Source organism: Kangiella sp. (genome assembly GCF_014762745.1).
In the GTDB taxonomy this organism is placed as follows: Bacteria; Pseudomonadota; Gammaproteobacteria; order Enterobacterales; family Kangiellaceae; genus Kangiella.
The window spans coordinates 58,637-72,083 of the sequence record NZ_JABURJ010000104.1; the positions used below are offsets into that span (position 1 = coordinate 58,637).

Below are 13,447 nucleotides of genomic sequence, written 5' to 3' on the forward strand. Positions count from 1 at the left end.
GACTCTATGTTTAATCGAATTGTCGATTGGGCGGTCACTAACCGTTTGCTGGTGGCGATTGCGCTCATTACACTAACGGTCAGCGCCTTTTTTATTATTCCAAGGCTGAATCTTGATGCATTTCCGGATGTTACCAACGTTCAGGTCTCGGTCAATACTGAAGCTCCTGGCTTGGCTGCTGAGGAAGTCGAGCAGCTGATAACCTATCCGATTGAAGCTGTCATGTACGCTCTGCCTGATGTAGAAGAAGTAAGGTCTATTTCAAAGACTGGCTTGTCTGGCGTTACTGTTGTGTTTAAGGAAGGCACTGATATTTACTTTGCCCGGCAACTGGTATTCGAGCGACTTCAGGCTGCCAAAGAGCTGATTCCAGAGGGCGTTGGTACACCCGAAATGGGGCCAAACACTTCTGGGCTGGGGCAAGTCTATCAGTATTTACTGGTTGCCGAACCCGGTTCGGGTTTCGATGCCATGGAGCTACGCAGCTTAAATGACTGGGTGGTCAAGTTGTTGCTTATCCCGGCCGAAGGCGTGACTGATGTGCTGTCTTTCGGCGGTGAGGTGCGTCAGTATCAGGTCGATCTGAATCCGTCAAAGCTGTTATCTTACGATCTGACCCAGGACGATATCATGGCGGCTCTGGAGCGTAACAACACCAATGTTGGCGGCTGGTATATGAACCGTGGTCAGGAGCAATTGGTGATCCGAGGTACCGGCTGGCTCGATCATGGCAAGCAAGGGCTGGAGCAGATCCGTCAAGTTCCCCTGAAAACGGTGGATGGCACCACTATCACCGTATCGGATGTAGCCAAAGTGAATCTGGGTAGCGAAATCCGCCAGGGCGCAGTGACCATGACACGCCGAACTTCGGATGGGAAAGTTGAGACACTAGGCGAAGTCGTCTCAGGCATTGTATTAAAACGTTTAGGCGCCAATACCAAAAGCACCATTGATGGGGTTAATGCCCGTATCGAGCGTATTAATCAGGCGTTACCGGAAGGAGTTAAGTTCGAGGCTTACTATGATCAGGCCGATCTGGTGACGCAAGCGGTTGATACCGTTGTCAATGCTCTGTTACTGGCGTTTGTCTTCATTGTGGTCATTTTGGCGCTGTTCCTAATGAATTTGCGTGCTACCTTACTGGTACTGATCTCAATTCCAATTTCCATCGGTATTGCTTTGATGGTGATGGCGTGGTTTGGTCTTTCGGCAAACTTAATGTCTCTAGGCGGTATTGCCGTGGCCATTGGCATGCTCGTGGATGGCTCTGTAGTGATGGTCGAAAACATGTTCAAACATTTGACCCATCCCGATGCCACCCATGACAAAGATAGACAGACAATGGTTCAGGATGATCCAGATCCTGTTGATGCAGCTCATGATAGCCATGGGATTGCTTTACGCTTGCAAGAAGCTGGCAGAGAGGTAGCAAGACCTATATTTTTTGCGACAGCAATTATTTTAGTTGTCTTCATGCCGCTATTCAGTTTCGAAGGGGTCGAAGCCAAACTGTTCCAGCCGATGGCTATCAGTATCATGCTGTCTATGCTGTCCGCGCTGGTTGTAGCTTTAATCATAGTCCCAGCATTAGCCACCTACCTGTTTCGCAAAGGGATACGCCCGCGGGAGAGTTTCGTCTTGAAACCACTTGATAAACTCTACCGCAAGGGTTTGTCGTGGGCTATGAGCCACAGTAAGGTCGTCGTTGGTATTGCTGTAACGCTCGTGGTTGCGGCAGCTTTAGTAATACCGCGTCTGGGTACCGAGTTTGTGCCTGAACTCGAAGAAGGAACGGTCAACCTCCGGGTAACTCTCGCTCCGTCCTCCAGCCTGGATACTGCGCTTGAAGTCGCTCCAAAACTCGAAGCAATGCTGATGGAATTCCCGGAAGTCACCTATGCGTTATCACGCATTGGACGTGCCGAAATTGGCGGTGATCCAGAGCCAGTGAATAACATTGAGATCTATATTGGTCTTAAGCCAGTGCCAGAATGGACCAGCGCCGATAATCGTTATGAACTTCAATCCCTGATGGAGCAAAAGCTGGAACAACATCCCGGATTGCTGTTCAATTTTTCACAACCAATTGCCACCCGTGTGGATGAGCTGTTATCGGGGGTTAAAGCGCAACTAGCGATAAAACTCTTTGGTAAAGATCTTGATGTGCTGGCTGAAAAAGGGCAGGCAATTGAGGCAGTGGTCAAAAAGATCGACGGTACGCGTGATGTTGCCATGGAGCAAATTGTCGGTGAAGCTCAATTGGTCGTAAAGCCCAATCGCCGCGCATTGTCTCGTTATGGACTCGACGTAGCGGATGTCATGGAAGTGGTTCGAAATGGGCTTGGCGGTGCCAGCGCTGGACAAATCATCAATGGTAACGAACGTTATGATATCTATGTTCGGTTGGATGAACGTTTTCGCCAAGATCGCGAAACTATTGCTGACCTTCGTTTGCAGGCACCTTCAGGAGCCTGGGTTCGCCTTGGTGATGTAGCCTCTGTAAATATTGCTTCCGGCCCGCCGCAGGTTCGCCGAGATGATGTTCAGCGCAGAGTAGTCGTTCAGGCCAATGTGCAAGGGCGTGATATGGGCAGTGTGGTAGCAGATATTCGCGCAGCGATTGCTGAACAAGTTGATTTGCCAACGGGTTACTCCGTGGATATAGGTGGACAATTCGAAAATCAACAGCGAGCACAAAAGCGTCTGTCGCTGGTCGTGCCATTATCGCTGGCGCTTATTGCCTTGTTGCTTTACTTTGCCTTTGCTTCGGTTGGTCAGGCTATGCTGATCCTGGTAAATGTACCTCTAGCCGTTATTGGTGGGGTGTTCTCACTCTGGCTGTCAGGGCAGTATTTATCAGTGCCCAGCTCGGTCGGATTTATTACCCTGTTTGGCGTCGCGGTACTTAACGGTGTAGTGATGGTTGAAAGTATCAATCAGCGTATCAAGGATGGCCTACCTGTCAGTGAAGCCGCTTTTGATGGTGCCGTATCCAGGCTTAGACCGGTATTGATGACAGCAGTGACATCTGCGTTAGGTTTAATACCGATGTTGCTATCAAATGGCGTTGGCGCAGAGATACAAAAACCGCTTGCCAGTGTTATCGTAGGCGGGCTGATAACAGCCACATTTTTAACACTGTTTGTGTTGCCCGTTCTGTTTGCCTGGTTTTCAAAAGGTAAGTTGAAGGAGAAACACTAACTAGCAATCTGCCGGCTCTATTTTGGAGTCGGCAATACTTTATAATAGCAAGATGGTTTGAACCAACACCCCATTAATGCTGAAAGCTCGCCCATTTTCGTATCGAGGACTCTCCGCTTTAGACTATAGTGATCGGGGAGGGGGAAAGCCAATATCAAAAAATGCAAGGTATACCTATGAGCCAGAAATGTAACCGTGACTGCAAAGCAGATGCTACAGATGAAACACAAGATATTACTAACGACGACAAGTTATTAGAAGGGGCACATGTAAGCGAATACCACGTTCCTAAAATGGACTGCCCATCAGAGGAAGGCATGATCCGAATGGCACTGGACAGTCTTGAGCCAAGTGTAATCCTCGAGTTTGATACACATAAACGCATAGTTAGAGTGTTTCATCACCTTGAACTCAGGGACATGGTAGAAGACCGGATAACGTCTCTTGGGCTTGGGGCTAGATTGGAATCAACTAACGCTGTGGACAGCGAGATTATCCATAAAGCAAGGTTGACGGCACAAAATGAAGAAGCAGAGGAAGCTGGGATACTTAAAATGCTATTAGCTATTAATGCAGTGATGTTTATTACAGAGCTTGTTATCGGCTGGTGGGCACAATCGACCGGATTGATAGCTGATTCATTGGATATGTTTGCCGATGCAGCAGTGTATGGGGTGGCACTATACGCCGTTGGGCATGGCGTCCGAAAAAAACTCCGTGCAGCGCATATATCAGGATGGTTACAGATTATATTAGCTCTGGGTGTATTAACAGAAGTTGTGAGGAGACTGGTTCAAGGGAGTGAGCCTGAGTCAAACCTTATGATGGTGTTTGGCTTAATTGCCTTGGTAGCAAATGTCTGGTGCTTAATCTTAATTGCCAAAAAGCGAAATGGCGGCGCTCACATGAGAGCAAGTTGGATTTTTTCTGCTAACGATGTCATCGCCAACCTTGGTGTTATTATTGCTGGGGGGTTGGTAGCATGGACGGGGTCGCAATACCCAGACTTAATCATTGGCTTTATCATTGGCTCAATTGTTTTAACTGGTGGTTTTCGCATATTGAAGATCAAATCCTAAAGTAAGAATAAAGCTCCACAAGAGGTAATCTTAAATGCATGATCATTCGCACTCACATGGTTCAAATAATCGTATAGGTTGGGCATTTTTTCTGAATGTCACCTTTACCATTATCGAGTTTATAGGAGGTATCTTAACCAATAGTACCGCCATCATGGCCGATGCAGTCCATGATCTTGGCGACAGTTTATCCATTGGATTTGCTTGGTTCCTTAGTAAAGTTAGTGAGAAAGGTTCAAATTCAGAGTTCACCTATGGTTATCGCCGATTATCACTGCTTGGAGCTCTTATTAATGGCCTAGTCCTGATTATTGGTTCTGCATGGGTTCTGACAGAAGCTATCCCTAAACTCCTGCAACCAGAAATGCCTATGGTTGAGGGCATGATCGCGTTAGCCGTGTTTGGGGTGCTAGTTAATGGTTTTGCGGCTTATAAATTAAGTAAAGGTAAAACTCTTAATGAGCGTATACTCAACTGGCATTTACTGGAAGATGTACTTGGTTGGGTTGCAGTTTTAATCGTTTCCATCGTACTTCTTTTTGTTGACTGGCCCATTCTTGACCCAGCTTTGTCGTTTCTTTTCACTCTCTATATTTTAATTAATGTTGCTAAAAACCTTTGGCACACTATAAGGTTATTTTTACAGGCAATCCCTGACAAAGAACTGTCAAAATCAGTATACAAAACCTTAATAGAACTTGAAGAAGTGGACAGTATCCATCACCTGCACTTGTGGTCATTGGATGGAGAGCATCACGTACTTACTGCTCATCTAGCTCTACAGGATGCACTATCTATGCAGCAACAGCTGGAGTTAAAAAAATCTATAGCAGAACGATTGAGTAAATTTAATTTAGAGCATACGACTATTGAGCTTGAAATGACTGACGAGCAATGCCGCGATGCTTCTGAAGCTTTGTAATTGGGAGAGTACAGCTATAATTTATATTGTGGCCGCACAGTAACTGGTACCCTTGACTTATGCGTCGATTAATTTATTTCGTTGAATCAAATCTTGTTTGGTTTGTGATTATTGTAGCTGGAGTTGGCCTGATATTGCCCGAATCCGGGAAGTACCTCGACTCCTCAATAGCCCCTTTACTTGTGATTCTGATGTTTGTGATCAGCCTTACATTTGATGCACATGCCGCACGAATAGTCTTTCGCAAACCGTCAAGACAGTTTTTGGCAATGGGGCTCGTCTATGGCCCGATTCAATTGCAGGCTTCTTGACTGGTCGCCTTTTTCAATGCGGTCAATACAGCCTTTTCTCCTTTCGTAGTTCCGCTCCTTTTTCTATGGCTGACAGGGATACAGCTAGAAGTCCCTCTCGTTTCCATCATCCTGGAGTTAGCTCTAGTTGTTTTAGTGCCTACAATTCTCGGTGTAACCTTACGCACCAACTTTCCGACGATTATTTCAAAGCATGATTCGACTTACGCAGGAATTGGGTCAGTCTTCTATCTTGTAATATTACTTGCGGTAGTGGCTTCCAATGCAGAAACCATCATTGGTTATGGATAGTATGCTTTTGTAATTGCTGGAGCAGCTTTAAGTCTAAATCTTTGTGGCTACTTAATTGGAATGGCTTCACGGTTTATAACGACAGACCGACCGGAAGTCATCGCATACCTATTTACTGTAAGCAAAAAAGAATTTAGCATTGCAGCGGCTTTTGTGGCTGCATCCCGGTTGCCATCAGAAATAGTAATACCAGCCACATTCTTTGCAGTAATTCAGATGATCACATCTCCTATTGTGGCCAAATATCTTGCTTGAGGCTAGCTCTCAAACAGTTACTGAAGAAACTTTCCACGAAGAAATATGCAGTAAATTGGTAGTACCGTATCACTGGAAACCAAAAGCAGACTCATAAATATCTTTTCTGACGAAAGATAAAGCTTACCCAGCACAGCAAGACAGTTCTTTAATATCTTTACTGAAAGTTTGTGCACAAAGCTTCAGGCCTTCCACCATAGTTAAATAAGGAAACAATTGATCCGCTAAGTCATCCACTGTCATGTGGTTGTGAATCGCCAGTGCCGCGCTCTGGATAATCTCGCCGCCATCATGAGCTAATACTTGGGCTCCGATCAGGCGTTGGGAGCCAGCTTCAACCACCAGTTTGATGAAACCCTGAGAGTCGAAGTTAGCCAGTGCTCGAGGCACGTTTTCCAGTGGCAATACTCGACTTTCGGTCTCAATATTCTGTGCATGAGCTTCTTGTTCTGACAACCCTACCGTTGCTACCTGCGGTTCGGTAAAAATCACGGCAGGCATGGTGGACAGGTCCAATTGTGCTTCACCGCCAGTCATATTGATCCCAGCACGGCTCCCAGCAGCAGCTGCAACGTAAACTAATTGCGGCATGTTGCTACAGTCACCAGCAGCATAAACATGTGGCTGTGATGTGCGCATCTGATTGTCCACAGCGACCGCTCCATTGGCTTCTGTTTCGACACCAGCAACGCCTAGATTAAGGTTAGCTGTATTGGGTGCACGGCCGGTGGCGACCAGCAATTTATCGCCACGAATTTCTCCTTGCTCGGTATCAAGGATAAACTTATTATCTTCATAAGACACCTGACTGGCTTGGGTATGTTCCAGTACGCGAATGCCTTCCTGTTCAAAAGCTACGGTTAAGCCTTCTCCCAACAGTGGGTCTTCACGGAGCAATAAAGTACTGCGAGCCAAGATAGTGACCTCTGCACCCAGCCGACGATAAGCTTGAGCAAGTTCGACAGCCACAACTGAAGAGCCTATCACTAACAAGTGCTCAGGTAGCTCAGTTTCGAATAAAGCTTCCGTCGAAGTCCAATAAGGGGTATCAACCAGGCCTGGAATAGGAGGAATAGATGGCTGACTGCCGCTGGCAATCAAAAAGCGATCTGCAACCAGCTCTTGCTCGTAACCATCTTTGTTGCGAATAGTTAAGGTATGAGTATCTTTAAAAGATGCATAACCTTGTACCAATGACAATGCTGGATTGGTATCCAGAATATGCTGATATTTGGCGGCACGTAACTCTTCCACGCGTGCAGTTTGTTGTTTCGCTAACAAGCTACGATCCAAAGAAGGTTCATGATTTTCTAGACCGTCGAAAGGATTGTTACGCTGCTGTTCAGCCAGCTGGGCAGCCCGGAGCAGAATTTTCGAAGGTACACAACCGACATTAACACAACAACCTCCGATCACATCTCCAGCTTCAACGAGTGTGACTTGTGCTCCATTTTCCACTGCCTTGATAGCACAAGCAAAAGCAGCCGAGCCAGTACCGATGATAGCGACATGCAGCGACTTTTTGTCAGTCACATCTTCACTATCGCAGCCATCTAACGCGACAGGTTGAGCCGTGTAGCCAAGAGCTTTGATGGTATTGATTAGCGTCTGTTCATTGACATCAGATTCTGCTTCGACGACTGCACTGGATTTCGTATAAAAAACGGTGGCATTTCTGACGCCAGGCATGACGATCAAGGCATCTTCGATCTGCTGAGGGCATCTTTCACAAGTCATTCCAGAGATGGAGAATTTACGCATAAAGACCTCCTTATGGATTTGAGTGAGTGTTGTCGGCAGGAAGCACACAACTTTCATTGTCACAGCGTTTATTCGCTGGCGAAAAAATATCCCAGATTGATACCGCTACCATCAGTGCCAAGGCTGAGTACGTCACATAAGTGCTCCAGGCATATTGAAAGAACGGATAAAGTGATAGCAACAACAGAATAGGCCCTAGCATACCAAGCAGGTTACGATGCCACTGCTTGTGACCAATCCAGCCAAGTCCGTTAACTATTAGGCTAACCCAAGCCAATATAGGCAAGAGTGTATTGATAAAGAACCACTACCACTGACTGAGGAACCCTGCCCGATGGCTGCCCCCAAGCTGGCGATGGCCGGAAAGCACATGGCACAACCCATGGCAGACACCACGGCACCTAATGAGCTGGCTTTGTCGCCAATACGGGTAAAAAGACTCAGCAGGTTCTTCATTAGTATTCGTCCTTTATTGCTTTACCACAGATGGATAGCCGGCATTTTTTGTGGCCTCGGTCAGCTTTTCCACCGTAGTTTTTTCATCATCAAAAGTGACCACGGCTAACTTATCTTCGAAGGTCACTTCAGCTTTGGTAACTCCCTCAACCTGTTGCAATGCTTTTTCCACCGTAATCGGACAAGTTACGCAGGTCATCGTGGGAACTTCAAGCATGACTGTTTGCTGCTTGGCAAACGCACCCAAGCTAAGTATTGATAGTAGGGATAATAGTGCAATTTTTTTCATCTTCTTCTCCAAGGGTTATTTCTCAACGATATAATTAAGCAAACCAGATAATCCAGTAATTGCTAGTGACTAATATTAATGCAATGAAGGCGGTTACCCAGAAAATGATCTGCCGGCGCTTACGTACTTGTGGCATTGCACAAGCGGTTCCAGGCTCACACTCTTCTATAGGTCGATAAACTTTCCAACCGGCAAAACTAAATAAAACCAGTACCAGCAAGATAAAAATAGGGCGGTATGGCTCCAATACGGTCAGATTGCCAATCCAAGAACCACTAACGCCTAGTAGTAACAAGACTAAGGGCCCAGCACAACAAAGCCCAGCACCAATAGCAGCAGCAATACCACCAACTAGCGGTAAACTGGTATCGTTTTTTGCCATGGCTTACTCCACTTCAAATGTTCTGATAGAAAACAGTATAAACTCCGTATCCAAGTACGGAGTCAAGGGGTTTAGCGATTGTTATTAGTTGTTTTCTGGGAGAAGGGAAGTAATAATCGGGCAATGTGCCTGTTCAGTGTTGCTTGCACATTGTTTCAGTAAATCATTAAGACTGGTTTCTAAGCGGCGTAGATCAGCCATTTTTGCACGAACACTGGCAAGTTTGTGGTTTGCTATACTTTGTACTTCTTGGCAAGAAGTCTCTTCCAGCATCAGCAAGTTAGCGATCTCATCCAAGGAAAACCCTAACTCTTGAGCACGTTTGATAAACCGAATGCGATTCAAAGTCGTCTCAGGATAACGACGATAACCTTTAACGGGTTTTTGGGGCTGTTCAATTAAGCCGCACCGTTCATAATATCTAACGGTCTCAACGTTTACGCTTGCCAATTTGGCAAGTTGACCAATTACATACATAATTTAACCGTATTGTCGGTACTGAAGTGGGTAGTAAAATTCTAAGTTGAAAGTACGAATATAACAAACAGTGTATCAATAGCGCAAAGTCTGCTGTTAGTTCGTTGAGATATTCAATATATTTCATATGGTTAAACTATTTTTTGGTCGATTTATCACGAATCGTGGCCGTACCTCAAATAGAGTATGTACCGTTTTACATCGAATTGAAATATTAATAGGGTAGCTATGCAATATCAGGATTGGAACCACTCACGCCACGCATAGAGCTAAAATATCACGCCACATATAAAGAGCAGGGCATCTAAACGATTCTAATAATGATATTTTGACAGATTTAAAGACTGAGATGTTGCTTAAGCAATTTCATATAAGGTGCATTCACAACCATTCTCTACAGCGTATACATCTTTAATCTTATGAAGTAGATTCTGCTCGAAGTAATACTCGGCTGAACTTAGGACTTCCTGGTTTTTGATTTCAAGAAATACATACCTACCCATCCCATCGTAGCCATACCAGCCCCAGCACTTGTCATCTTTATTAAATGCTAGGGTGAGTTTAGGATCATCTCGATTGATAATTTCTAGAAATAACTCATGTACCTGCATATTGTATTGTCGAGAAAGGGTATCGAGCTCTATTAATCACATATTTAATGCCTGTTATCAAGCCGTTATAGAACATAATTCTCTATATGAATTTTGCACTAATTTACTTGTAATCCTACGTGCTTTGAAGCGTATTAGTTGTAATTGAAGTACTTTAGTTGTTAAAAGTGAAGTGTTTTAGTTGGTCATAAATATCACAAGTCAGATATGACTTATATAAGTTTCGTCTAATTGAACATAATATAAGTTATGCGAATATGCGGATGGGTGACCAAACCCTTAAACTTGGAATTAATATCGAAAACGTATATCATTCGCTTTCTTCTAATGACAGGCAAATACTTTGTTAGCACGTCGGCTCACATACAGTTTTGTTTTGCTCTTGATCATACAGGCAGTCGCTCCTTTAGCGGATGCCTTTCAGATTTATGGCCAGTATGCAGAAGCTAATTCCTGTACTCAGGTCATTAATTCACTCGAATGTACGTCTGATCTTGATGTTGATAAAGACACATTGCATTTTGAACAAGAGCTATTGAATGATGACTGTTCCGGATGTTCTGGTTGCTATCATTGCCACACTTGTCATATCTATATGTACTTCCGCAAGGAATATACTCCTTCCTTTAGTTCTATAAACATTAAACCAATCGGCTTTACCGTCTCAGATAAAGTTGGCGTAATCACTTCTTTAGACCGTCCGCCCAGGCAATAGACATACTATTAAAGTTACTTTAGTTAACTGGCTTTATTAAAAGCCATTTTTGTCTATTAGTTTGGAGAAAAATTTATATGTTCTATCGGAACGCAGATCCTGTTGCTTTGCGAGTCATATTTTTGTGTTACTTCTGGTTTAGCCTTTTACTGACCCCATCAGTGTTGATTGCTAAAGAAAAATCGATTGCAGAAGAAAATGAGTCCGTAGCAAAACCAACACTAAATTTACAACAAGCATTAAAACTGACCTTAGACAGTAATCCTGAACTAGAGCTATTTCAGTTCCAGTTTCAGGAACTTGCAGGTGAAATGTCTACGGCATCACTTAATCCCGGCTACCAACTTGGTGTTGAACTTGAAAATTTTTCTGGAAATGGAGTGTTTAGCGGATTAGACAATTCAGAGTTGACCGTATCACTTTCTTCAGCAATTGAACTGGGTGGAAAGTTGGATGCCCGCCAACAAGTCGTATCAGCAAATAATGACTATCTTGGTACACAAAAGCGACTCAAGACATTGGAATTACTGTCTGAAACGGCCAAGCGATATCTTGAGGTTCTAGCAGCTCAAGAGCGAATAAAACTCGCTGAGGAGTCTGTTCAGATTGCGCAAAAAGCTCTAACCATTGTAAAGCGAAGGGTGAAGCTTGGAGCCAGCATGACAGCAGAAGCGAGTAGAGCTGAGGCTTCTCTTGCTCAAGCAGAACTAACGCTTAATAAAGAGCAGTCTTATTATCGCGCAGCGCAAGTTAATCTCGCTTCTATGTGGGGAGAAATGGATGCGCCCTCCTTTGCCGTTCAAGGAAATTTATATCAATTTGGAAAGAGTCGAAGCCTCGAACAGTTACTTGCTGAAATACAGAATAACCCATCAATCCGGCAATATGCTGCACTTGAACGTATCAGGGATGCTGAGTTAGATCTGGTCAGATCAAACAATCAAAGTGACCTGAACTGGTCTGTTGGGGTTGTTCGCAACGAGGCAAGTGGCGACATGGGATTAAAAGCAGGATTCAGCATGGATCTGTTTTCACAATCACGGAATCAAGGTGCTTATCAACGAGCTCAAGCAATTAAAGAGCAAACTTTTGTAAGCAAGAGAACTGCCCTGCTTCGCCTACAGACTCAACTGGCGAAAACCTATCAATATAGAGAGCAATCGATAAAGACTGCTCAACGTCTTGAGCAGGATGTTATCCCCGCCCTTCTGTCTGCGCTTCATGATTCTGAAGAGGCATATCAGCGCGGTAGATACAGCTATTTTGAATATGTGCTGGCTAGACAGGAATTGATCGCTGCCAAGAGAAAACTGATTGATGAAGCTGTTGCTATATTGTTATTTGGGGTAACCATTGAGCAATTAACTGCGCAGCCACTGACTCAATCTTCGGTCGAACTCTAAAGCTATGTTAGCGCATAAGTTACAAACAGAATTCAGGACATTAAAAATGAACCTACAAAAGACACAATTTCTTAAACGCTGGTCGCTGCTTTTGCTGATTCCGTTGATGGTCTTAGCCCATAACGTGACAAACGCCTTTGCACAGAGCGCCGAAACTAATAAAAGCCCCCAACAAGCTAAAGGGCCGAATGGTGGAAAGATACTAAGTGACGGCAATGTTACTTTAGAACTAGCGATCTTTGAGCGTGGCGTTCCACCAGAATACCGCGCGTGGATTACACAAGATGGAAAACCTGTTGAAGACGCAAATCTGACGGTAACTTTAACACGTCTAGGTGGTCAGCAAGATGTATTTCACTTCAACAAAAACAACGACTATTGGCTGGGGGAAGGCGTTGTAACTGAGCCGCACTCATTCGATGTGTCAGTGAAGTTACGTCTGGATGGCAGTAATTACCAGTGGCAGTGGCAATCCTATGAAGGACGTATCCAAATTAAAGAGGACATGGCTAAAAAAGTAGGAATTACTACACAGTCAGCCGGTCCCGCCAGCATCGAGCGTCATTTGCCAGTCTATGGCCGTTTGGTCACGCCTCCCGACCATAAAGCGCAAATTCGTGCCCGCTTCCCAGGCGTGGTGACTGCGGTTCGAGTCAACATCGGTGATCAAGTCAATAAAGGCGATGTTCTGGCAATTATTGAGTCAAACAAAAGCTTGCAACGGTATGAATTACGAGCCCCTATCGCTGGCATCATTCAGGAGCGTTCCGTCAATGTAGGTGAAACAGTTACTAATGCCCCGCTGTTGACATTGGTTAGTAACAAAAAGCTTTGGGCCGAATTCAAAATATTTCCGAGCCAACGCTCAGAGGTTCAACCCGGGCAAATTGTTCATATTATCCACAATAATCACACTGACGAGAGTCAACTCACCCACATCACTACTACCGCCTCAGGATCACCGTATGTCATTGCTCGAGCAATTTTAAATAATGAGGATGGTGACATGGCGCCAGGCGATTTAGTTCAAGGTCAGATTGATGTTGAGAAAATTGACGTACCACTTGCCGTAGACAATCGAGGGTTGCAGAGTTTTCGCGACTGGACGGTAGTATTCATCAAGGTTGGCGATACCTATGAGATCCGGCCCTTGGAACTGGGGGCCAGCGATAGCTCCTATACAGAAATACTGAGCGGCCTGAAGCCTGGTGATAACTATGTAGTGGAAAACAGTTATTTGATCAAAGCCGATATCGAAAAATCCGGCGCGTCACACGATCACTAAGCGGGAGGC

Annotated in this window: 12 protein-coding genes and 1 pseudogene; 7 read left to right on the plus strand and 6 right to left on the minus strand. The window is 44.8% G+C overall.

Translation table 11 applies throughout. The features are described from left to right. Positions 1 to 6 precede the first annotated feature (6 nt). The 4 genes from HUJ19_RS08345 (at position 7) to HUJ19_RS13070 (ending at position 5,804) form a co-directional block, all read left to right on the plus strand. Positions 7 to 3,201 (plus strand): CusA/CzcA family heavy metal efflux RND transporter, encoded by a 3,195-nt coding sequence (locus HUJ19_RS08345; RefSeq protein WP_018624877.1) that lies wholly within the window; start codon positions 7 to 9, stop codon positions 3,199 to 3,201. 176 nt (positions 3,202 to 3,377) lie between these two features. Continuing rightward, positions 3,378 to 4,280 carry a cation transporter gene (locus HUJ19_RS08350; RefSeq protein WP_290623352.1) on the plus strand — a complete coding sequence of 301 codons (903 nt, stop codon included), beginning with the start codon at positions 3,378 to 3,380 and terminating at the stop codon, positions 4,278 to 4,280. 34 nt (positions 4,281 to 4,314) lie between these two features. Beyond that, a complete protein-coding gene (locus tag HUJ19_RS08355; protein WP_290623354.1) occupies positions 4,315 to 5,202 on the plus strand; it encodes a cation diffusion facilitator family transporter in 888 nt (295 codons plus the stop codon). Between the two features lie 311 nt (positions 5,203 to 5,513). After that, entirely contained in the window at positions 5,514 to 5,804 is a 291-nt protein-coding gene (locus HUJ19_RS13070; protein ID WP_197047990.1) for a bile acid:sodium symporter, read from the plus strand. Between the two features lie 378 nt (positions 5,805 to 6,182). On the opposite strand, the gene merA is transcribed toward HUJ19_RS13070, so the two are convergent. The 6 genes and pseudogenes from merA to HUJ19_RS08385 all read right to left on the minus strand — a co-directional run bounded on the left by merA (position 6,183) and on the right by HUJ19_RS08385 (position 10,035). Continuing rightward, positions 6,183 to 7,820, minus strand: a complete 1,638-nt coding sequence (gene merA / locus HUJ19_RS08360; protein ID WP_018624874.1) for a mercury(II) reductase — start codon at positions 7,818 to 7,820, stop codon at positions 6,183 to 6,185. Between the two features lie 10 nt (positions 7,821 to 7,830). Continuing rightward, positions 7,831 to 8,276 (minus strand): annotated as a pseudogene (gene merC / locus HUJ19_RS08365) (organomercurial transporter MerC). Between the two features lie 13 nt (positions 8,277 to 8,289). Further along, entirely contained in the window at positions 8,290 to 8,565 is a 276-nt protein-coding gene (merP, locus tag HUJ19_RS08370) for a mercury resistance system periplasmic binding protein MerP (RefSeq protein WP_012801202.1), read from the minus strand. 34 nt (positions 8,566 to 8,599) lie between these two features. Continuing rightward, positions 8,600 to 8,947 carry a mercuric transporter MerT family protein gene (locus HUJ19_RS08375; RefSeq protein WP_012801203.1) on the minus strand — a complete coding sequence of 116 codons (348 nt, stop codon included), beginning with the start codon at positions 8,945 to 8,947 and terminating at the stop codon, positions 8,600 to 8,602. Between the two features lie 84 nt (positions 8,948 to 9,031). After that, positions 9,032 to 9,424, minus strand: coding sequence for an Hg(II)-responsive transcriptional regulator (gene merR / locus HUJ19_RS08380; RefSeq protein ID WP_012801204.1), 393 nt, complete (start codon positions 9,422 to 9,424; stop codon positions 9,032 to 9,034). Between the two features lie 356 nt (positions 9,425 to 9,780). Beyond that, positions 9,781 to 10,035, minus strand: coding sequence for a hypothetical protein (locus HUJ19_RS08385; RefSeq protein WP_290623362.1), 255 nt, complete (start codon positions 10,033 to 10,035; stop codon positions 9,781 to 9,783). 376 nt (positions 10,036 to 10,411) lie between these two features. On the opposite strand from HUJ19_RS08385, the gene HUJ19_RS08390 reads away from it, so the two are divergent. From HUJ19_RS08390 to HUJ19_RS08400, 3 genes are all read left to right on the plus strand, one after another. After that, positions 10,412 to 10,750, plus strand: a complete 339-nt coding sequence (locus HUJ19_RS08390; RefSeq protein ID WP_290623364.1) for a hypothetical protein — start codon at positions 10,412 to 10,414, stop codon at positions 10,748 to 10,750. A gap of 161 nt (positions 10,751 to 10,911) precedes the next feature. Further along, positions 10,912 to 12,153: a TolC family protein gene (locus HUJ19_RS08395; protein ID WP_290623366.1), complete on the plus strand. Its 1,242-nt coding sequence runs from the start codon at positions 10,912 to 10,914 to the stop codon at positions 12,151 to 12,153. A gap of 46 nt (positions 12,154 to 12,199) precedes the next feature. Continuing rightward, on the plus strand, positions 12,200 to 13,438 hold the full coding sequence (locus HUJ19_RS08400) for an HlyD family efflux transporter periplasmic adaptor subunit (protein WP_290623369.1): 1,239 nt from the start codon (positions 12,200 to 12,202) through the stop codon (positions 13,436 to 13,438). Positions 13,439 to 13,447: the final 9 nt, after the last annotated feature.

Excerpts from the sequence above, each read along its gene's own strand:
- HUJ19_RS08345 (WP_018624877.1), top strand. The coding sequence starts at position 7 with ATGTTTAATCGAATTGTCGATTGGGCGGTCACTAACCGTTTGCTGGTG.
- HUJ19_RS08350 (WP_290623352.1), top strand. The coding sequence starts at position 3,378 with ATGAGCCAGAAATGTAACCGTGACTGCAAAGCAGATGCTACAGATGAA.
- HUJ19_RS08355 (WP_290623354.1), top strand. The coding sequence starts at position 4,315 with ATGCATGATCATTCGCACTCACATGGTTCAAATAATCGTATAGGTTGG.
- merA (WP_018624874.1), bottom strand. The coding sequence starts at position 7,820 with ATGCGTAAATTCTCCATCTCTGGAATGACTTGTGAAAGATGCCCTCAG.
- merP (WP_012801202.1), bottom strand. The coding sequence starts at position 8,565 with ATGAAAAAAATTGCACTATTATCCCTACTATCAATACTTAGCTTGGGT.
- HUJ19_RS08375 (WP_012801203.1), bottom strand. The coding sequence starts at position 8,947 with ATGGCAAAAAACGATACCAGTTTACCGCTAGTTGGTGGTATTGCTGCT.
- merR (WP_012801204.1), bottom strand. The coding sequence starts at position 9,424 with ATGTATGTAATTGGTCAACTTGCCAAATTGGCAAGCGTAAACGTTGAG.
- HUJ19_RS08385 (WP_290623362.1), bottom strand. The coding sequence starts at position 10,035 with ATGCAGGTACATGAGTTATTTCTAGAAATTATCAATCGAGATGATCCT.
- HUJ19_RS08400 (WP_290623369.1), top strand. The coding sequence starts at position 12,200 with ATGAACCTACAAAAGACACAATTTCTTAAACGCTGGTCGCTGCTTTTG.